This window comes from Nocardioides bruguierae (assembly GCF_023656415.1).
GTDB lineage: Bacteria > Actinomycetota > Actinomycetes > Propionibacteriales > Nocardioidaceae > Nocardioides > Nocardioides bruguierae.
In genome coordinates, this window is record NZ_JAMOIL010000013.1 from 159501 (window position 1) to 178735 (window position 19235).

General features: G+C 74.2%; 19 protein-coding genes. 10 read left to right on the plus strand and 9 right to left on the minus strand.

The features are described from left to right. Positions 1–25: 25 nt before the first annotated feature. The gene (locus tag M8330_RS12230) at positions 26–718 is read right to left on the minus strand and encodes an EcsC family protein (protein WP_250055999.1); all 693 of its coding nucleotides are present in this window, start codon (positions 716–718) and stop codon (positions 26–28) included. 65 nt (positions 719–783) lie between these two features. Here M8330_RS12230 and aat point away from each other — a divergent pair, with 65 nt between their 5' ends. Continuing rightward, positions 784–1467, plus strand: a complete 684-nt coding sequence (gene aat / locus M8330_RS12235) for a leucyl/phenylalanyl-tRNA--protein transferase (protein ID WP_250827544.1) — start codon at positions 784–786, stop codon at positions 1465–1467. 57 nt (positions 1468–1524) lie between these two features. Then, positions 1525–1914 (plus strand): hypothetical protein, encoded by a 390-nt coding sequence (locus M8330_RS12240; protein ID WP_250827545.1) that lies wholly within the window; start codon positions 1525–1527, stop codon positions 1912–1914. A gap of 33 nt (positions 1915–1947) precedes the next feature. Here M8330_RS12240 and M8330_RS12245 read toward each other — a convergent pair whose 3' ends face one another. From M8330_RS12245 to M8330_RS12265, 5 genes are all read right to left on the minus strand, one after another. Then, complete coding sequence (locus M8330_RS12245) at positions 1948–2277, minus strand: rhodanese-like domain-containing protein (protein WP_250056004.1); 330 nt, start codon at positions 2275–2277, stop codon at positions 1948–1950. An 87-nt stretch (positions 2278–2364) separates the two neighbouring features. Beyond that, positions 2365–3231 (minus strand): Fpg/Nei family DNA glycosylase, encoded by an 867-nt coding sequence (locus M8330_RS12250; protein ID WP_250827546.1) that lies wholly within the window; start codon positions 3229–3231, stop codon positions 2365–2367. A 189-nt stretch (positions 3232–3420) separates the two neighbouring features. Next, a complete protein-coding gene (locus tag M8330_RS12255; protein WP_250827547.1) occupies positions 3421–3897 on the minus strand; it encodes a hypothetical protein in 477 nt (158 codons plus the stop codon). Beyond that, on the minus strand, positions 3894–5852 hold the full coding sequence (locus M8330_RS12260; protein WP_250827548.1) for a primary-amine oxidase: 1959 nt from the start codon (positions 5850–5852) through the stop codon (positions 3894–3896). The genes M8330_RS12255 and M8330_RS12260 overlap by 4 nt, the downstream gene beginning before the upstream one ends. Continuing rightward, positions 5849–7324 carry an APC family permease gene (locus M8330_RS12265; RefSeq protein WP_250827549.1) on the minus strand — a complete coding sequence of 492 codons (1476 nt, stop codon included), beginning with the start codon at positions 7322–7324 and terminating at the stop codon, positions 5849–5851. Before M8330_RS12265 ends, M8330_RS12260 begins: the two co-directional genes overlap by 4 nt. A 249-nt stretch (positions 7325–7573) precedes the next feature. Here M8330_RS12265 and M8330_RS12270 point away from each other — a divergent pair, with 249 nt between their 5' ends. Together M8330_RS12270 and M8330_RS12275 are read left to right on the plus strand one after the other, a co-directional pair. Continuing rightward, a complete protein-coding gene (locus M8330_RS12270) occupies positions 7574–9055 on the plus strand; it encodes an APC family permease (protein ID WP_250827550.1) in 1482 nt (493 codons plus the stop codon). Next, on the plus strand, positions 9052–9729 hold the full coding sequence (locus tag M8330_RS12275; RefSeq protein ID WP_250827551.1) for a helix-turn-helix domain-containing protein: 678 nt from the start codon (positions 9052–9054) through the stop codon (positions 9727–9729). The genes M8330_RS12270 and M8330_RS12275 overlap by 4 nt, the downstream gene beginning before the upstream one ends. 65 nt (positions 9730–9794) lie before the next feature. Here the strand turns inward: M8330_RS12275 and hpxO are convergent, their stop codons facing one another. Next, positions 9795–10952: an FAD-dependent urate hydroxylase HpxO gene (hpxO, locus tag M8330_RS12280; RefSeq protein WP_250056018.1), complete on the minus strand. Its 1158-nt coding sequence runs from the start codon at positions 10950–10952 to the stop codon at positions 9795–9797. A gap of 263 nt (positions 10953–11215) precedes the next feature. Here hpxO and M8330_RS12285 point away from each other — a divergent pair, with 263 nt between their 5' ends. From M8330_RS12285 to M8330_RS12295, 3 genes are all read left to right on the plus strand, one after another. Next, positions 11216–12463 carry an ATP-binding protein gene (locus tag M8330_RS12285; RefSeq protein ID WP_250056020.1) on the plus strand — a complete coding sequence of 416 codons (1248 nt, stop codon included), beginning with the start codon at positions 11216–11218 and terminating at the stop codon, positions 12461–12463. Between the two features lie 61 nt (positions 12464–12524). Further along, complete coding sequence (locus M8330_RS12290; RefSeq protein ID WP_250056022.1) at positions 12525–13313, plus strand: glycerophosphodiester phosphodiesterase; 789 nt, start codon at positions 12525–12527, stop codon at positions 13311–13313. 51 nt (positions 13314–13364) lie between these two features. Next, the gene (locus M8330_RS12295) at positions 13365–14330 is read left to right on the plus strand and encodes a DUF5926 family protein (RefSeq protein ID WP_250827552.1); all 966 of its coding nucleotides are present in this window, start codon (positions 13365–13367) and stop codon (positions 14328–14330) included. Between the two features lie 95 nt (positions 14331–14425). On the opposite strand, the gene M8330_RS12300 is transcribed toward M8330_RS12295, so the two are convergent. Together M8330_RS12300 and M8330_RS12305 are read right to left on the minus strand one after the other, a co-directional pair. After that, positions 14426–15616, minus strand: coding sequence for an adenylate/guanylate cyclase domain-containing protein (locus tag M8330_RS12300; RefSeq protein ID WP_250827553.1), 1191 nt, complete (start codon positions 15614–15616; stop codon positions 14426–14428). Beyond that, entirely contained in the window at positions 15603–15980 is a 378-nt protein-coding gene (locus M8330_RS12305) for a Crp/Fnr family transcriptional regulator (protein WP_250827554.1), read from the minus strand. The genes M8330_RS12300 and M8330_RS12305 overlap by 14 nt, the downstream gene beginning before the upstream one ends. Before the next feature lie 206 nt (positions 15981–16186). On the opposite strand from M8330_RS12305, the gene M8330_RS12310 reads away from it, so the two are divergent. From M8330_RS12310 to M8330_RS12320, 3 genes are read left to right on the plus strand one after another with little or no spacing between them, the layout of a single operon-like run. Further along, positions 16187–16699: a SigE family RNA polymerase sigma factor gene (locus M8330_RS12310; protein ID WP_250056027.1), complete on the plus strand. Its 513-nt coding sequence runs from the start codon at positions 16187–16189 to the stop codon at positions 16697–16699. Then, complete coding sequence (locus M8330_RS12315; protein ID WP_250827555.1) at positions 16696–17925, plus strand: TolB-like translocation protein; 1230 nt, start codon at positions 16696–16698, stop codon at positions 17923–17925. The genes M8330_RS12310 and M8330_RS12315 overlap by 4 nt, the downstream gene beginning before the upstream one ends. 43 nt (positions 17926–17968) lie before the next feature. Next, positions 17969–19036 carry a hypothetical protein gene (locus M8330_RS12320; RefSeq protein WP_250827556.1) on the plus strand — a complete coding sequence of 356 codons (1068 nt, stop codon included), beginning with the start codon at positions 17969–17971 and terminating at the stop codon, positions 19034–19036. Positions 19037–19235: the final 199 nt, after the last annotated feature.

Consider the following 19235-nt stretch of genomic DNA (forward strand, 5'->3'; position numbering starts at 1 on the left):
CCCGACCGCCGCACCCGGCTGCGGGCTACGCCTTGCGCCGCACGAGCAGCTCCCGCTCGGCGTACCGACCGACCTTCCAGGTGCTGTAGCCGTCCGCGCCGAGGCCCACGACCCCGCCGAGGAACGGGACGCGGCGCCCGATCGTGACCGCGGCGCGCTTGCCGACCATCCGCTCGACGAGCTCGGTGGCCACCAGCGTGCCCAGCTGCTCGTGCAGGGTCCGGTCGTGCGCGGGGGCGGTGGCCAGCGCCATGGGCGGCGCGGGCAGGGTCCGGTCGCTGACCAGGTCGTCCACCCGGTCCTCGCCGAGCAGGAGGGCCAGGATCGCGTTGCGGGTGCGCAGGTCCTCCAGGTCGTAGCCGCGCAGGTGGGCGATGACCGCGAGCATCCGGGACTGCACGAGCGCGAGGCCGGAGATGTTGGCCGGCACGAGCACGGTGCTGGTGACCAGCCCGCCGATGTTGGTGACGAACCCCTGGGCCCCGGCGTAGCGGGTGTGGTCCTCGGTGATCTTGCGGACGGCCTTCTCCGCGTCCCCGCCGTGCTCGGTGAGCGCCGTGCTCGCCGCGGCGGCGGCGCTGGGCAGCGGCCCGACGCCGGCGATGGCCCGCTCGAGGGCCTGCCGGACGAACGTGCTGGTGAGCCCGGGGGCCACGCCGGTGACCTTGGGGGCCACGCGTCGTCCCACGGCTCCGACGAGGCTGCGGCTGCGACTCATGTGCTCGATCCTGCCCAACGTCCGGGTGGGCAACCACCCACCCCCCTGGGGACTACGGTCGTGGGGTGCCCGTCCAGCCGCCCCCCACGCCCTGGTCCTTCCCGGACCGGCGACGCTTCGACGCGGACGACGACCTGGTCGGCGTCGGCGCCGACCTGGAGCCCGGCACCCTGCTGCGGGCCTACAGCAGCGGCCTGTTCCCGATGCCCTCGGGTGCGCTCGGCGACCCGATGTACTGGTTCTGCCCGGTCCAGCGTGGCGTGCTGACGCTCGAGGGGCTGCGGGTCTCCCGCTCGCTGCGCCGCTCGTTGCGCGGGTTCGAGATCCGGGTCGACACGGCCTTCACCGACGTCGTCCTCGCCTGCGGTGACCCCGACCGCCCGCACGGCTGGATCGACGACGACATCGTCGAGGCCTACTCCTGCCTGCACGACCTGGGCTGGGCGCACTCCGTGGAGGCCTGGCAGGACGGTGAGCTGGTCGGCGGGCTCTACGGCGTCGCGATCGGCGGGCTGTTCGCGGGGGAGTCGATGTTCCACCGCGTCACCGACGCCTCCAAGGTGGCGCTGGTCGGGCTGGTGGACCTGCTGCGCGACGAGCACGCCGGGGACCGGCTCATCGACGTGCAGTGGCGCACCGACCACCTCGGCAGCCTCGGGATCGTCGAGGTGCCGCGCGGCGACTACCTGGACGGGCTGCCGGCCGTGCTGAGCGTGCCGCTCCCCGCGGCGTTCGACGACGGGCGCTGAGGACCGCCGACGGGGCCGGCGTCCCGCAGGCTTCCCCCGCCTGGCTACGGTGGCGCGGTGCGTCGTCGAACCCGCTCCCTGGCCTCCGTGCTCGCCCCGCTGGCGCTCGTGGGCGTGCTGCTGGCCGGTTGCGGCAGCGACGCCGAGGACACCGCCGGCCCGGACGACGCCAGCACCAGTGCCTTCTGCTCGGCCTGGTCCTCGCTGGACGTCGACGCCGCGGACGACACCGAGGCCACCGACCAGATCCTCGACACGGGGACGCCGTCCGGCATGGGCAAGCAGGCGCGGCGGGGCTACGAGGCGATCGTGGGGGCGCTGGAGTCCGGCGACGCCGACAACGCGCTGGACGCCCTCGACGAGGTGGACGACGACGAGGCGACCGACCTCGCGGCCTTCCTGTCCTACCTCACCACCACGTGCGCCGAGGACAGCAGCGACGGCTGAGCCCGGCCTGTGGCTCGACCGGCAGCCACGTCGTCAGACGACGGCCGGGGTGTCGCCGTTCTCGGAGACGAGCGGACGACCGGCCGCGGCCCAGTCCTCCATGCCGCCGGCCAGGTTGATGACGTCGTAGCCCTGCTGGACGAGGTACATCGCCGCCTGGGCCGACCGGCCGCCGACCTTGCAGACGACGAGGAGCCGGTCCTGCGGCACGTCCTGCAGGCGCACCGGGAGAACGCCCATGGGGATGTGCAGGGCGCCCGGGGCGTGCCCGGCCTCCCACTCGGAGTACTCGCGCACGTCCAGGATGGTCAGGTCCTCGGGGAGCGGGTCGGGGACCCCGTCGATGCTGACGGTGGGGATCATGGCGGGCGCTCCAGGGCTCGAGGGGGCTGCCCGACCGGGCAGGTGTGGCCACTGTAGGGGTCGAGGCCTCACCCCTGCCCTCACCACCTACTTCAGCAGTCTGGACATCCTGCGGTCGGCCAACGGCTTGCCTCCGGTCTGGCAGGTCGCGCAGTACTGGAGGCTGGAGTCGGCGAACGACACCTCGCGCACCGTGTCACCGCACACCGGGCACGCCTGCCCGGTACGACCGTGCACGGCCATGTTGGTCTTCTTCTCGCTCTTCAGCTCGGACGCGGCGGTGCCGGCGGAGCGCGCCACGGCGTCGCCGAGCGTGCCGCGCAGCGCGTCGTGGAGGGTCGTCAGCTCGTCGTCGGTGAGGCTGTCGGCGGGCTTGAACGGGCTCATCCGTGCCGCGTGCAGGATCTCGTCGGAGTAGGCGTTGCCGATGCCCGCGATGGTGCCCTGGTGCCGCAGCACGCCCTTGAGCTGCTTGCGGCCCTCGGCGGCGAGGATCTCGCCCAGCTTCTCGCGGGTGAAGTCGTCGGTGAGCGGGTCCGGGCCGAGGCTGGCCACGCCCGGCACCTCCTGGGCGTCGCGCACCACGTACAGCGCCAGGCTCTTGCGGGTGCCGGCCTCGGTGACGTCGAGCCCGGAGCCGTCGTCCAGGACGAGGCGCACCGCCAGCGTCGACTTCGTGCTCGGCTTGGGCGGCAGCGCCGGCACCTCGTCGCGCCACCTGATCCACCCGGCCCGCGCCAAGTGCAGGACCAGGTGGACGCCGCTGGCCTCGATGTCGAGGAACTTGCCGTGCCGGCCCACGCCGTCCACCAGCGTCCCCTCGAGTGCGGTGACCGGCGGGTCGAACGTCTTCAGCGCGGAGAACTGGGGCACGTGGACCTTCACGATCGCGCGACCGTCCAGACGCCGGCCCAGGTCGTGGGCCAGCGACTCCACCTCGGGCAGCTCGGGCACGGGCTCACTCTAGGCCGATCACGCCACCGGCGGTGGTCGACCGGCGGTGGTCGAGGGGTGACGAGCCCCGGCGAGTCCTGGCGAGGAACCACGAGTCCCCCGCACCTGACGACGGCGAGTGCCGAAGCCGGGTGCGGGGGTCTCGTGGCTCAGCCGTGGACGGCTTCGCACCTCGACCACCGGCGGTGATCAGGCGGGGGCGAGGACCTCCCGACGGCGACGCAGGGCGGCGACGGCCAAGGTCGCGAGCGCGCCGAGCGCCAGGAGCACCTCGGCACCGGCGACGACGGAGGCGACGTGCATGAGGTCCCAGCCCGCGCCGGAGGCGTGTGCCGCGGCGTGGTCGTGGGCACTCATGTCAGCCATCCCGGCCATTCCCGAAGACGAGGACGACGAGGACGACGAGGACGACGAGGTGGTCATCGAGGACATCGCCACCGCGTGCACCACCAGCATCGCGACGTTCACGCCGGCCGCCATCGACCACGCCAGCACGCTCCCGCCCCGCCACAGCGCGGGCACGCACGACAGGCAGGCGGCCGCGGCCACGAGCATGCCGAGCGCGAGGGCGAGCGGCAGGTCGAGCGTCGCGATCACGTGCAGCGTGACGCTGGTCAGCGCGAGGACGACGGCCAGCCGGCCCACGAGGACCATCCGCGCGCTCATCCGCGGCCCTGGCAGTGCGGGGTGGTGCCGGAGGGCACGTCGAGCGCGGGGTTGCGGTCGAAGAACCCGACGGGCTTGAGCTTGAAGCCGGTCATGTCGACGGGCATGACGGGCCAGTCCTCGGGCCGCGGGAAGTGCGTGAGGCCGAAGGTGTGCCACACGACCAGGTCGGCGCCGTCGACGTCGCGGTCACCGGCCACGAACGAGTCCAGGCCGTCCTTGCCCGTGGACTGGTTGACCATCTCGCCGGCGGGCCAGCGCTGGCCGTCCTCGTGCGCGGAGACCCACAGGTGGTGGGTGGCGAAGGCGCCGCGCTGCGCGATGACCGAGGAGGGGTCGGCGAGCAGGGCGGGCTGGCCCTCGGGGTGCAGCGCGTAGCCGACCGGCTGGCCCAGGCGGTTGTTCTTCTCGGGGTTGGTGATCAGCCAGGTGCGCGACTTGAGGTTGTCGGCGTCGCGGATCGCGTCCTGCTCGGTCCTGAGCCGGGTGTGCTGCTGGCGGAACGCGTTGCCGTGTGGGTTCTCGGGGCCGACGGGCACGCGGACGGCGTCCACCTCGTCCACGGCGTTGACGTGGCCGTCCACCGCCATGTCGAGGCGGGCGGAGAACAGGTGCTGGTGGAACGGCGCGCCGAGGCCGGGGGCCATCTCGGTGGCGAACCCGTCCGGGCCGGTGAAGGCCGAGGTGAACACGATGCCGGTGGCCTTGGCCTCGAGCTCGATGGTGCCGTCGAGGTAGAGGTACCAGTAGAAGCCGTAGTCGTAGTTGCCGATGGTGACGAAGAACGAGATCACCATGCGCCGGTTGCGGCGGGTCTCGGCCATGCCGTTGAACAGGTCGGTGTGCTTCCAGAGCACGCCGTAGTCCTCCTCGTGCATGCAGATCGCGTTGCGCATGGTGCGCGGGTTGCCCTGCTCGTCGGAGATCTCGGCGTCGACGTAGGTGATGTCGCCCAGGCAGTCGCAGCCCAGCTCGAGGGCGTTGGTGTAGCGGCCGAAGACGTACTCGCCCTGGTCGAAGTAGTTGATCCAGTAGCGCGAGGGCTGCGGGTCGCCGTAGGGCACGACCATCTCGGGGATGGAGGCGCGGTTGATGATCGGGCGGACGCCGCCGGGCGCCGAGGCGTCCTTCCAGCCGATCTGGTGCAGCACGAGGCCCTCGCGGGCGTCGAAGGTGAACCGGAACTGCCAGTTCGCCCACTCGACCAGGTTGTCGGTAACGGTGAACGAGGGGCCCTCGGGCTGGGTGATCTCGATGGGCTTGAGGTCGGTGCGCGTCGGGGAGGCGTGCGGCTCGGCGTCCCACTGGGCGCGCTCCATCGGCACGTCCATCACCTTGTTGTCGTCGACGTGGAAGACCTCGCCGGCGGTGAGGTCGACGTAGGCGCAGACGCCGTCGATCGGGTGGCCCCAGGGCAGGTCGGCGTCGTCGAGCTGGAGGAAGGCCAGCACGCGACACATGCGGCGGCCGACCTCGTCCTCGTACCCGAAGTTGCCGGGCGAGAGCGGCACGGCGCGGACCATCATCGGGTCGATGCCGCGCTTGCCCAGGGCGGCCAGCCACGCGTCGGAGGTGAGCAGGATGGCCTCGATGTCCTCGAACTCCTCGTCGAGGATCGGCCCGTGGCCCTCGGCCGCGGTGTCGACCACGCGGGTGGAGACGACCACGCCCGCGGTCACGTCGACGGTGGCGGTGGTGACGCCGCCGGTCGCGCGGTCCACGAGGACGGCGGTCGCGCGCCGGGCGAACGGCTGGCCGGGCTGCCAGGCGAGGACCTCGGCCTTGGGGGCCTCCTCGAGGCCGATGTAGCCGAAGCGGACCTGCTCGCCGAGCAGGCCGGCGGCCTCGACGATCGCCTTCGTCGCGGCGATCTCGGCCGCGCTCAGCATGGACAGCGGGTGCTCCGTGCTCGGAGCCGTGGTGGACGCGGTGCTGGAGTGGGCGGTGGCGGTCATGCGGTCTCTCCCTGGGTGAGCGGGTCGGTGGCGAGCGGTGCGGTGGTGCTGGTGACGGCGTTGGTGACGGGCGGCAGGCCGGCGACGACGGCGCCGACGAGGAACGACCCGGCGAGGACGACCTCGAAGACGGCCGCGACGGTGGAGGACCCACCGACCAGCAGCGTGAGGTTGTCGAGGGTCATGACGACGAGGACGCCGAGGCCCACGACGGCGAGCGTGGGGGCGACCAGGCCGGACCAGGCGGGCGCCAGGCCGCGGTGGCGGCTGAAGAAGACCAGCGCGGCCAGCGAGGTCAGCAGCATGAGGGCGAGCAGGCCCACGACGGCCATGCCGGCGAACCAGGTGAAGATCTCGTTGACCGGGTCGAGGCCGGCGACGGCGCACCCGGCGAGCAGGACGAGGCCGATCACCGTGGTGGCGACCGAGGCGACGTGCGGGGAGGCGTGCTTGCTGTGGGCGCGGGCGAGCCCGGCGGGCAGCACGGCCACCTCGGAGTCGGGGTCGCCGAGCGTGAACAGGTAGCGCGAGAGCACGTTGTGGAAGGAGAGGATCGCGGCGAAGACGCTGGTCACGAGCAGCACCTCGACGACGTCGCCGACGGCGGAGCCGAGCACCAGGGTGGCGGTCTCGCTGACCATCGTGCCGGGGTCCGCGGCCGCACGGGCCACGGCGCCGGCGTCCCCCCACCACGAGACGAGCGCCCACGCGGAGAAGGCGTAGAAGACGCCGATGACCAGCAGCGCGGCGTAGGTGGCGCGGGGCACGGTGCGGTCGGGGTCGCGGGCCTCGTCGCGGAAGATCGCGGTGGCCTCGAAGCCGATGTAGCCGGCCACGGCGAAGATCAGCGCGATGCCGGGGGCGCCGGTGGTGAAGGAGGTCGGGCTGAACGCCGCCGTCGCCAGGCCCTCGCTGCTGCCGCCGCCGCGGGCGACGATGACGACGTCCATCACCAGGACGACGGCCACCTCCGCGACCAGCAGGACGCCGAGCACCTTGCCGGAGAGGTCGATGTGCCGGTAGCCCAGCACGCCGACGACGGCGAGGACGAGCAGCGACCACACGGGCCAGGGCAGGTCCGGGCCGCCGTGGCCGGTGACCAGGGCGCCGGTGGCCGCGCCGATGAAGCCGTACACGGCCAGCTGGATCGTGGCGTAGGAGACGACCGCCAGGAGGGCGGCGCCGACGCCGGCGGGGCGGCCCAGGCCGCGCGCGATGTAGGTGGAGAACGCACCGCCCGAGCGGACGTGCTTGGTCATGGCGGTGAAGCCGACCGCGAAGAGCAGCAGCACGAGCGTGCAGACGACGTAGGTCGCCGGGAAGCTCGCGCCGTTGCCGGCGGCGATGCCGATCGGCACGGTGCCGGCGACGACGGTCAGCGGCGCGGCGGCGGCCACGACCATGAAGACGATGGCGCCGGGCCCGAGGGAGCCGGTGAGACGGCCTCCGGATCCGGTGGGGCTGGTGGTCACGAGGACCTCCTCGCAGTCAGAGCGGGTGCGGTGCCGGGCCCGGGCTGCGCTGCCCGTCCGGCGGTCGGCACCAGCCTGGTGAGCCCGCCTTGCGGCTGTGTCTCGTCGGCGTGAAAGGCCTGCGACCTCAGTCGGGAATCGTGTTGCGGGCCCGTCTCGCTCGGGGGCCCTGCGGATTCTCATTCGGCGACGCGGCGCGTTCACACGTGTGTTGCCGGGGGCGTCGTCGGGCCGACTAGGTTGCCCGCCATGCCGGCTCCGTCCCCCTCGCCCCTGCTGCGCCGCTCGCCGGTCAGCGGGCTGGCGCGGCGGACCATGGCCTTCCCCGAGGTGCTCGCCCAGTCGGTCGCGGCGGTGGCGCCGTCGGCGGTGATGGTCACCGTGCCCGCCGTCGTCCACCCCGTGGCGGGGGCGTGGAGCGCGCTCGTCTTCGCGCTCGTCGCTGTGCTGATGACGGGCGTCGGTGCGGCGGTCAACGTGTTCGCCGGGCGGATGGTCGGCGTCAGCGGGCTCTACGGCTTCACCGTGCGCGGCCTCGGGCCGGGCCCGGGCGTCGTGGCCGGCGCGGCCATGGCGATCGGCTACGGCGGCGCCGCCTGCGTCGGGGTGCTGGGGGCGGGCCAGTTCGGCCTCGCCGCCCTGGACGACGGCGCGCGGCTGCTCGGGTCACCACCCGGGCCGCTGGGCGACCCCGGCCCGGGGCTGAGCGCGGTGGCCGCGGTGCTGGCCGCCGTGGGCGTGGTCGTGCTGCTGGTGCGCGGCGTGCGGGCCTCGGCGCGCGCGGTGCTGGTGACCGAGACGGTCGCGATCACCGTCGTCCTCGTGGTGCTCGTGGTCGTGGCGGCCTCCGACCTGTCGATCTCCGCCGGCCTCACCACCGCGCTCGCCCCCGGCCAGTGGGGCGTGGCGCTGCTGCTGGCGACCATGGCGTTCGTGGGGTTCGAGTCCTCGACGACCCTGGCCAGCGAGTCGCGCCAGCCGATGGTGACGGTGCCCCGGGCGGTGCGGTGGACGCCGCTGGTGGCAGCGAGCCTGTACGTCGTCGCGAGCCTGCTCTTCGGTGCCGACCTCGCGGCCGGCGGCACCTCCGACCGGCTGGCGTGGAGCCTGGCCGGCGGCGACGGCGCCCCCGCCCTGGAGCTGCTGCTCAACCTCGGCATCACCGCCTCCTGGGTGGCCTGCGCGCTGGGCTCGGTGACCGCCCTGGCCCGGATCGTGTTCACCATGGCCCGCGAGGGACTGCTGCCGCCGGTGCTGGGGCGGGTGAGCGCCGCCAGCGGCACCCCGTCCGCCGCCATCGTGCTGGTCGGCGCCCACCTCGCCGTCGTGCCGGCCGTGCTGCTGCTCGTCGGGTTCTCCGTGCCGGCGCTGTTCGTGCTGGTGATGACCATGTCGGCGTTCGGCTACCTGCTCGGCTACGTGCTGGTCTGCCTGGCCGCGCCCGCGCTGCTGGGCCGGCTGGAGGAGCGCACCCAGCTCGGTGCCGTCGTGCCGCGGGTGGTGGCCGGCGTCCTGGTCGTGATCGTGCTGTGGGGCGCGGCGACCGGCGGTGCCTGGGCCGTCGGCGGGTTCGTGGCCTACGGGCTGGTCGTGGGGGCCGCGCTGGCGCTGTGGCGCCGCCGCGCCCGGCGCCGCGGGCTCGCGCTGGGCCTCTACGACGAGCCGACCCGCGCCGACGTCCTGCGGCCCGACGCCCCCGGTGCTCACCGTTCTCCGGGGACCCGCCCGTGAACGCCCCGGCCGGGCCGCCCGCGGGGGACGGCGGCATCATCGGCGGGCGCCAGCCGCGGGCCGTGCAGAGCGCGCTGCGGGTGCTGGAGGCCGTGGCCGTCGAGGGCGACGGGGTCACCGCCAAGCAGATCGCCCAGCGCCTCGGCATGGCCCCGGCCACCGTCTACCGGCTGGTGAACATCCTGGTCGCCGAGGAGTACCTCGTGCGGCTGCCCGGGCTCCAGGGCTTCGCGCTGGGGGTGCGGATGGGGGTCTTCGTGGACGCGGCGGGCGCCGGTGAGCCAACCGTGCTGGTGAAGGCCGCCCGGGACGTGCTCGCCGGCCTGCGGCTGCGGGTGCGGGTCGGCATCCACCTGGTGACCTACCGCGGCGACCTGGTGCGGTTCCGCGACGTCGACCAGGACTTCCCGCCGCCCGTGGGCGAGGCCCAGCTGAACCAGGTGCTCGACTCCTGCGCGCTCGGCGAGCTGCGCGCCGGCGGCGCCGCCTACGTCCACCGCCGCGAGGACGTGGCGCCCGGCTGCGCCTCCCTCGCCGTGGCCGTCACCGACGAGACCGGTCACGTGCACGCCGCGGTCTGGCTCGTCGGCGCGCCCGGGGGCGTCGACGTGGCCGTCGCGGCCGTCGAGGACCTGCTGCCGCTCGTCCAGGGGCTGGACCCGCTCCTGCGCTGAGACCGTGCGCCGGCGGTCTCGAGGCTCGTCGCCGGCGCTCCTCGCACCTCGACCACCGGGGGCCGTCAGGCGAAGGGTCCGCCCACGATGTTGCCGACGATCCCGGCCATCACGCCGGTGCCGTCCTCGGTGGCGAGCTCGCGGTACCAGGCCTGGGTGGCCTCGGGGTCGTGCCCGTGGGTGACGGCGGAGCGCTTGCGGGCCTTCAGCACCAGCTCGGCGGCGCGCTCGGTGCGGGCGGCCTGGTACCGGGTGAGCGCTGCGAGCGGGTCGTCGCGGTGGGCGGCGAGGAGGCCGGAGAGCACGACCGAGTCCTCCAGCGCGGAGCAGCCGCCCTGGCCGATGTCGGGGGCGGTGGAGTGCGCGGCGTCGCCGAGCAGAGCGACGCGTCCACGGACCCAGGTGTGGATGGGGTCGAGGTCCCAGATCTCCACGCGGTTGGCGGTGCCGGGCTCGATGGCGTCGATGAGCTTCTGCACCGGCGGCGCCCAGTGGCCGAACACCGAGCGCAGCTCGTCGACGACCTTCTCGCGCGGCACGTCGGCGCCGGCGGGGGTGACGTGGTCGAACCAGAAGTAGAAGCGGTCGCCGGCCACGGGCATGACGGCGCAGCGGCGGTTCTCCCCGACCCAGGTGGTCCAGTGGGTGGTGCCGGTGATGGCCGGGTCGGCCGGCACCAGCCCGTTGACGTTGGTGTAGCCGGTGTAGCTGCGCTCGACGTCGTGACCCAGCACGTGGGCGCGGGTGCGGGAGCGGGCTCCGTCGGCGGCGATCAGCAGGTCCGCGGTGGTGGTGGAGCCGTCGGCGAAGGTCGCGGTGACGCCGTCGTCGTCCTGGGTGATGTCGACGACCTTCGCGCCGAAACGGATGTTCTCGACGCCCACGGCCTCCATCAGCATCGCCTGGAGGTCGGCGCGCGCGACGGGGTAGGACCGCTGGCCCGTGCCCTCGTGGACGGGCGCGAGCGGGAAGTCGCAGAGCGTCTCGCCGGTGAGGGCGTCGGCGTAGGAGAGGTGGTCCATCCGCCCGCCGAGCGCGGCGACCTGCTCGCCGACGCCGAGGTAGTTGAGGCACTTGATGCCGTTGGACCACAGCGAGATGGCGGCACCGACGGGCTTGTTCTCCCGGACCTGCTCGACGATCTCCACCTCGATGCCGTGCCGCTGCAGCCCGAGCGCGATCGAGGTTCCGCCGATGCCGGCGCCGACGACGAGGATCTTCATGACGACGACCGTAGGGAACTCGTGTTGCGGCAATGTGAAACGGCAGTTTCAGGCTGATTCGGCGTGGGAGGGCCCGGGCCGGGGATCGTCGAACGATCGATCAAGGGCCGTCAGGTTCGTCGAACGTTCGATCAATGCGGGAAGGCCCCCGCCGGCGCGGCGACTGGGGGCCCCGTTCTGTCGGGCTCCTGCCGGACGAGAGCTCGATCAGACCCGCTAGTGAAATCTGCCGGATTGCCTAGAGAGCCGGATACGGTCCCATCGTGGACCCGATTCGCAACCCCTACGCCCCCGGCGCCGGCCAGCGCCCGCCCGAGCTGGCGGGGCGCGACACCGAGCTGAGCACGTTCGACGTGGTGCTCGAGCGGGTGGCGCGGGGCCGGCCCGAGCGGTCGATGGTGCTCACCGGCCTGCGGGGCGTGGGCAAGACGGTGCTGCTCAACGCCCTGCGTGGAGCGGCGGTGCGCCGCGGGTGGGGGACCGGCAAGCTCGAGGCCCGGCCCGACCAGACGCTGCGACGGCCGCTCGCCGGCGCCCTGCACCAGGCGGTGCGCGAGCTGGGGCACCCGTCGGCGGAGGAGTCCGACCAGGTGCTCGGCGTGCTGCGCGCCTTCGTCGAGCGCGAGGCGGGCGCGGACGCGAAGCTGCGCGACCGGTGGAGCCCCGGGATCGAGGTGCCGGCCGCACGCGGGCGGGCCGACTCCGGCGACATCGAGATCGACCTCGTCGAGCTGCTCACCGACGTCGGTGGCCTGGCCGCCGACGTGGGCAAGGGCGTGGCCGTGTTCATCGACGAGATGCAGGACCTCGGCCCGGCCGACGTCTCGGCCCTGTGCGCCGCCGTCCACGAGATCGGCCAGCAGGGCCTGCCCGTCATCGTCGTGGGGGCCGGGCTCCCGCACCTCCCGGCCGTGCTGAGCGCGTCCAAGTCCTACTCCGAGCGGCTCTTCCGCTACGCACGCATCGACCGGCTCACCACCGAGGCCGCCAACCGTGCGCTCGCCGCGCCGGCCGCCGAGGAGGACGCCGAGTTCACCCCCGACGGCCTGGCCGCGATGTACCGCGCCACCGGCGGCTACCCCTACTTCATCCAGGCCTACGGCAAGACGGTGTGGGACCTCGCCCCGCGCAGCCCCATCACCGCCGAGGACGTCGAGGTCGCCGCCCCCGAGGCCGAGGCCGAGCTCGCGGTCGGGTTCTTCGGCTCCCGCTACGAGCGGGCGACGCCCGCCGAGCGGGACTACCTGCGCGCCATGGCGGACGCGGCGGCGCAGCTGGCTCCGCTGGCCGAGCCGGCGAGCGACCAGCCCGACACCGGTGCCCGACCGGCCGTGGAGACGGTCGAGTCCGTGGCCACGTCCGACGTGGCGGCCGTGCTGGGCAAGAAGCCCCAGTCGCTCTCGCCGGCGCGCGACGCCCTGATGAAGAAGGGGCTCATCTACTCCGGCGAGCGGGGCCGCATCTCCTTCACGGTGCCGCACTTCGGCCGGTACCTGCGCGGCCAGGACTGACCTGGGCTCCCGGGGCGGGTCCTGCCCCGGCGTCCCCGACCGGCACGACACAATGGCCGGCATGCGTCCGCAGGTGCTGGCCCATCGAGGTGCGAGCCACGACCACGCCGAGCACACGCTCGGGGCCTACGAGGCGGCGCTCGCCCAGGGCGCGGACGGCCTGGAGTGCGACGTCCGCCTGACCGCGGACCTGCACCTGGTCTGCGTCCACGACCGCAGCACCCGCCGCACCACCGGGTTCCGCGGCGTCGTCTCCACGATGGACCTGGCCACGCTCTCCGAGCTGGACTTCGCGTCATGGAAGCACCCGTGGGCCGAGATGGACGACGAGCGCCCCGACCTGGACCCCGAGCGCGGCCGGGTGCTGACCCTGCGGCGCCTGCTCGAGGTCGTGGCGGCCCAGGACCGCCCCGTGCGGCTCGCGATCGAGACCAAGCACCCCACCCGCTACGGCGGCCTGGTGGAGAAGAAGGTCGTCGAGCTGTTGCGCGAGTTCGGGTGGGACGGCCCCGACAGCCCCGTCCGGGTCATGTCGTTCAGCTACACCGCGCTCCAGCGGGTCGAGCGGATGGCGCCCGGGCTGCCCCTGGTGCAGCTGATCGAGCGCCAGGCCATGTGGCCGATGCTGCGCCAGGTGGTGCCGGGCGATCGCATCCTCGGCCCGGGCATCGAGCTGCTGCGCGAGCACCCCCGGCTGGCGAAGCGGCTGGGCGACGGCCGCCACGAGCTGCACGTGTGGACGGTCAACACCGAGGAGGACCTGCGGCTCTGCCTCGACCTCGGGGTCACCGCCGTCATCTCCGACCGTCCCGCCCACCTGCGCAGCCTCGTGGACGCCCTGCCGGAGTAGCGGCGCCCGCGGAGGCGGCTCCCGGCCGGGGCTCGCGGTAGGTTCGCGCCCATGGCGAAGAAGTCCCGCAAGAACCGCGTCGCAGCCCCCGCCGGCTCCTCCGACGGCATCAGCCCCCGGCAGCCTTGCCCGTGCGGCTCGGGCCGTCGCTACAAGGCCTGCCACGGCGCCGCCGGTGGCCCCGCCCCGGTCTTCGTCTCCCGTCCGTTCGAGGGCATGCCCTCGGAGACCGACGTCGTCGCGCTGCGCGAGCTGGTGCCCGCCGGCACCGCGCCGCTCACGGTCACGGACGCCGGCGACCGCGAGGTCCTGCTCTGCACGCTGCTCCCCGGCGCGGCCCCCGCGCTGGTCCGCGAGAACGGCGACATCTGGCTCGGCCTGCAGGTCCAGCACGCCTACGGCGACCCGTCGCGCGACCTGGGCGCCGTGCTCACCGCGGCCATCGCCAAGGCGGAGGCCGGCGAGAGCGGCATCGTCGGCCTCACCTCCGCGCCGGGCCTCGACGCCCCGCGCCTGCAGGACATGGTCACCGACACAGGCCTGACCGTCACCGTGCACGACGGCTTCGACTACTGGATCGCCGACGCCGCCGCCGAGGACCGCGACGCCCTCGCCGCCGCCCTCGACCAGGCCAACGGTGCCGCGGCCCCGACCGCCCGCCTCACCGGCGTGACCAGCGCCTACTGGACGCACATGGGCGACCGCGAGTTCCTGCGCTGGACCCGCCCCGAGGCCGAGGACGTGCTCCTCTCCGCGCTGGCGATCCTGCACCGCACCGGTGACGACGTGCTCGTCGAGGGCGCCCGGTTCGTCGGCATGTTCCGTGCCCACGGCCTGCTCACCCCCGTCTGGGACCTCCCGCTCGGCACCGGCGCCGAGGCGCTGGAGGAGCCGGCGGAGGCGTTCGAGAAGAAGCTCACGGCCGTGCTCGCCGAGCTGGAGGGCGGTCGCGAGCTCACCTCCGATGAGCGCTCCGCCCGCGACGGCTACGCGGGCCGCCAGGTCACCATCCGCTGACCCACCAGGGGGTTTGGCGGCACCGCTCCGGAGCCGTAGCGTGACCCCCGCACCCGGCCGTTGCTGTGTCCCCCGTCAGCAGCGGTCGGGTGCCTTCATTCCGGAGACTCCTCCGCCGGCGGCGGGGGCTCGGGCGGTCGCACCAGCCACGGCTGGAGCTTGCGGTAGCCCTTGACGGTCGTGCGGTGCAGCCGCTTCAGGCGGACGTCGGGGGCGTCGGCGAGCACCTCGGCCGCGCCGTCGTCCACGAGGATCGCGCCGGGGCGGGCGATGGAGGTCAGGCGGGCCGCCACGTTGACCACGGGGCCGAGCACGTCGCCGAGCCGGGCCACGACCTCGCCGTAGGCGATGCCGACGCGGACGCGGGGGAACGGGTCGTCCTCGTCCTCGCCGCGGGCGGTGAGGTCGCAGGCGATCCGCAGGGCCTCCTCCACGGTGTCGGCGACCAGCAGCACCTCGTCCCCGATGCTCTTCACGATGCGCCCGCCGTGGTCCACGGCGGCCTCCGCGCAGGCGTCCTCGAAGGTCTCGATGAAGTCGACGAGCTCGGGCTCGCGCAGGCCGCGCGCGGTGCTGGTGAAGCCCACGATGTCGCAGAAGCAGACGGCCAGGCTGAGGATCGGGTCGGAGGCCGGGTCCTCCGGCACCTCCTCCCCGGAGGCCAGCCGTCGGGTGGCGGACGCGGCCAGGTGCCGGCGCCAGGCGTAGGACTGCAGCCGCTCGACCCGGGGGAGCACCTCGTCGGCCAGCGCCTGGAGCAGCAGGGCCGGGTCGCCCTGCACCTCGTCCATCTGGCTGACCGCGACGCGGGCGAGCAGGGAGGTCTGCCACTCGGCCAGCCGGGCGAAGGAGCGGCCCCAGGTGCGCACCAGCGCGGTGCGGCTGCCGGGGTCGAGCACGCCGAGGGCCTCGAGCTCGGCGGTGATCCGCAGGGCGGTGACGTCGGCGTCGGTGAAGGCGACCTGGTCGTCGTCGGCGTGCGCGAACCCCAGGGAGCGCCACAGCGACTCCGCCACGTCCATGGGGACGCCGGCGCGGGCCGCGACCTCGACGCGGGTCAGGTGCGGGGGCCCGCCCAGCAGCAGCTCCTCGACGTTGCCCAGCGCGGCGACCAGCCCGCGGGTGGTCTCGGCGCGGTCGTCGGGCGGCGCGAGGACGAGGTCGACGGTCGGCTCGTCGGTCAGGTCCGGGTGCCGGCCCGGGTCCTGTGCCGCGTGCTCGTCCGCGTGCTGGTCCGCGGCGTCCGCGACCGCCCCGGGCGCGGCGGACCGCTCACGCCTGCCCACCGAACCGCTCCCGGGCCGTGTGCTCCAGCGCCTGGGCGAAGGACGGCATCTCGTCGGCCAGGCCGCGCAGGGCCTCGGGGGTGAAGTGGATGAGCTCGAGCCGGGTGAGCGCCACGATGCTCGCGGTGCGCAGCGACTGGTTCATGATCGCGGCCTCCCCGACGATGTCACCGGGCCCGAGCACCGCGACCTCCTCGCCGTGCGAGCGGACCGAGACCTGGCCCTCGAGGATCACGTACGCCTTGTCCGCGCCGGTGCGCTCGGAGATGGGCGCCCACCCCGCGGGCAGGCTCACCTTGGTGCCGCGGGCGCTGATCCGGGCGATCTCCTGGGGCGAGAAGGCACTGAAGAACGAGTCGGCCATCGCCGTCCTCTCTCTGCTGGTGGGCTCCGAGCTCCCCCGGCGCTGAGCCTCCGGGGTCCGCTGCTGACGTGTCAAGGGTCACAACGCCTCGAGGGCGTCGGGGTCACGCCACCGGAGGGGGAAGAGGACCGGACATCCTGACGTCCGACCGGGCATGACTGAACCGCTCGCGTCGGAGCTGCGTCAGGGAGGGCGTGGAGGCACTGATGACAGACAGGGGCAGCGACGGGAGGCCCGGCTCCTTCGAGGAGCTGGTGGCCGCTCGGTCCGCCGCGCTCTACCGCACCGCGTACCTGCTCACGGGGCACGCCGGCGACGCCGAGGACCTCGTCCAGACGACGCTGGAGAAGCTGTGGGGCGCGTGGCGGAAGGTGGCGCGGGCCGACAGCCCGGACGCGTACGCGCGCCGGGTCATGATGAACGCGTTCCTCTCGGGACGCCGGAGGCCAGGCGTCCGGCGGGAGCGACTGGTCGAGTCGCCGCCGGACCTGCCGGCGCCCACGGGCACGAGCGCGGACGACCGGCTCACGCTCTGGCCCGCCGTGCTGGCGCTGCCCGAGCGGCAGCGCGCCGTCGTCGTCCTGCGCTTCTACGGGCAGCTGACCGAGGCCGAGATCGCCGAGGCGCTGGGCATGGCGCGCGGCACCGTGAAGTCCACGTCGAGCGCGGCTCTGCGCAACCTGCGCAGCGCCCTGGAGCAGCAGGAGGGGGAGCGATGAGCACCGAGACGGACCTGGAGCGGCTCCTCGAGGCCGAGCTCGGCGGCGTGGCCGGGCAGGTCGGCGAACCGCGGGTCGACACCCTCGGCATCGTGCGCCAGGCACGGCAGGACGCCTCCAGCCGGCGCGGCCGCTACGTGCTGGGCGCCGCGGCCGCCGTGGTCGCCGCCGTGGTGGCCGTCGCGGCCCTCGTCGCGCTGCCCGATCGGGACGGGTCGGTGCCGCCGGCCGCCGGACCCACCGCGAGCGAGGGCGCCACCGACGCCGACTCCGCCACCGACGACGCGGATCACAGCGACGTCGTGCCCTACGTGTGGCAGGGCCGGCTCTACGTTGGCGGCCAGGAGCTGCGCCTCTACGACCCCTACCTCGGGCTCACCTGGGCGCGGAGCACCGTCGTCCTCCACGGCGGCAACGCGGACGTGGCGCCGGTGTGGACCCGCGACGGCTCCGAGCCGCAGCCGCTGCCCGTGGCGACCGACGACGCAGGCTCCCCGCTGTACGTGGGCGGGGTGAACGTCTCGCCCGACGGCAGCACGGTCGCGTGGACCGAGCAGCTGGACTGGGTCTACCGGTCGGCCAGGGAGGACGTGACCGTCCAGGTGGCCCGGATGGACCTGGACACCGGCGAGGTCCAGCGCACCGCGGCCCTGGACTACCCCGGGGAAGGCACCCCCGGCGGGTTCCTCCAGGCCGTGTGGGACGACGGGACCGTCGTCATCACCGGCACCCCGTTGCGGGTCTGGCGGGCGGACGGTCGCCTCCAGGAGGTGACGTCGGGCGGGGAACCGGTCACGGGGCGCTCCGGTGTCTCCCTCGGCGAGCCGCTGGTCGAGATCCAGACGGACGGAGCGGCCACGCTGGCGTCCCTGCGCCCGAACGGCACCGTGGGCGGGTCGATGGTGCTGCCGGAGACCAGCCTGCCCTGGGGCGCGCTGTCGCCGGGGGGCCGCTGGTACGCCCGGGTCTGGCGCAACGACGACGAGGGGCTGCTCGTCTCCGACCTGAGGACCGGCGAGGACGTGGCGCCGACGCTGCCCGAGGCCAGGGGCGACTGGGTGCCGGTCGCCTGGGCGAGCGAGACCGAGCTCCTCGTCCTGGACGTGAAGGACTGGACCTGGACCGAGACCCGGGTCTTCTCCGAGCAGCGCTGCGACGTCTCCACCGGCGTCTGCGAGGAGGTCGAGGAGGACTTCCCCCGGGCGACGGTGCAGCTGCCGGACTGACGGCCGGGCACAACCTTCCGTCGCTGACCGTCGTCCCACGGGCATGGAGAACACCGGAGGACGACAGGTGACCGTGGTCGTGGTGGGGCTGGCCCTGCTGCTGGCCGCGGCGGTGACGGGTGTGCTGGTGCTGCGCGGGAGCGAGCCCACGAGCACGCCGGTCCGGGCGGAGGAACCGGCGCCGGGCGCGGCGCCGTCCGTGCCCTACTGGCGCGGCGGCGCCGTCGACCAGCGTGGCCTGGTGTGGGGTGGCGACCTCGTCGCGATGCCCAGGCCCACGGCGCTGAGCTGGGCGGACGGGGTGCTGGCCGTGCGCTCCGACGAGGGCGTCCAGGTGCTGACCGGGCCGGAGGAGGAGGCGTTGCGGCTCGGCCCCGAGGAGGGCGCGGGGCTACGGCTCGCACCGCGCGGCGGCCACGCCGCGTGGCTGCGCACCGTGCGCGAGACCAGCCTGGCCGACGGGTCGCTGCGGCGGACCGTGCGGGTCGTCGTGCAGGACCTCGACAGCGGCGAGCGCACCCGCAGCCTCCCGCTCACCAGCAGGATCACCTGCTGCGACGCCGGCGGCTCGGCGACGCTGGCAGGCGTCTCGGACGACGGGGCCGCCCTCGTCTCGTTCGTGGGCGGAGCCAGCCTGCGGATGCTGCCCGACGGCACCCTGCAGCAGCTACGTCTGCGTCCCGAGGCGACCTCCGGGCTGCAGCACCCCACCTGGCCCGGTGGCGTGACCTGGACCGACGGCGACGGGGCGCTGCACCTCGCCGGGCTGACCGGGACCGGCGAGGGCACCGACGCCCGGGCCGTCGACGCCGGGGTCGGTCTCCTCGCCTTCAGCCCGGACGGTGGCCGCGTGCTGCGTGCCCGCGGCGGCCGGGTCGAGGTGCAGCCGGCCGACGGAGGCGCCTGGTCGCGGCTCGACCTGCCCGCGGGGCCCGCCTGGCGGGTCGCTGCCCTGCCCGACGAGGCCACGGTGCTCGTCGCCTCTGACAACGCCACCGGCACGGCACGCCCGCGCGCCCAGCGCTGCGACCTCGACGCGCTCGGCTGCGAGCCCGTCGCCCTGCCCGCCGTCCGCGTCGTCCTGCCGGGTGGCCCGACGACGTCCTGGTGACCGCGTCTCCCCGATGGCGCCTCCCCGGTAGCGCCTCCCCGATAGTCCGTGACGTTCTGCAGCCGACACGCCGCTTGGGTTCATGCGGTGGTCGCAACACCTAGCCCTGGAGGGGTGTATGGGTGTCGGAGGCCGGCCGCGGGTACGGCGGAGCGTCGAGAGAGCTTTCTGGGAGCTGGTTCCTGAGCATCGGTCCTGG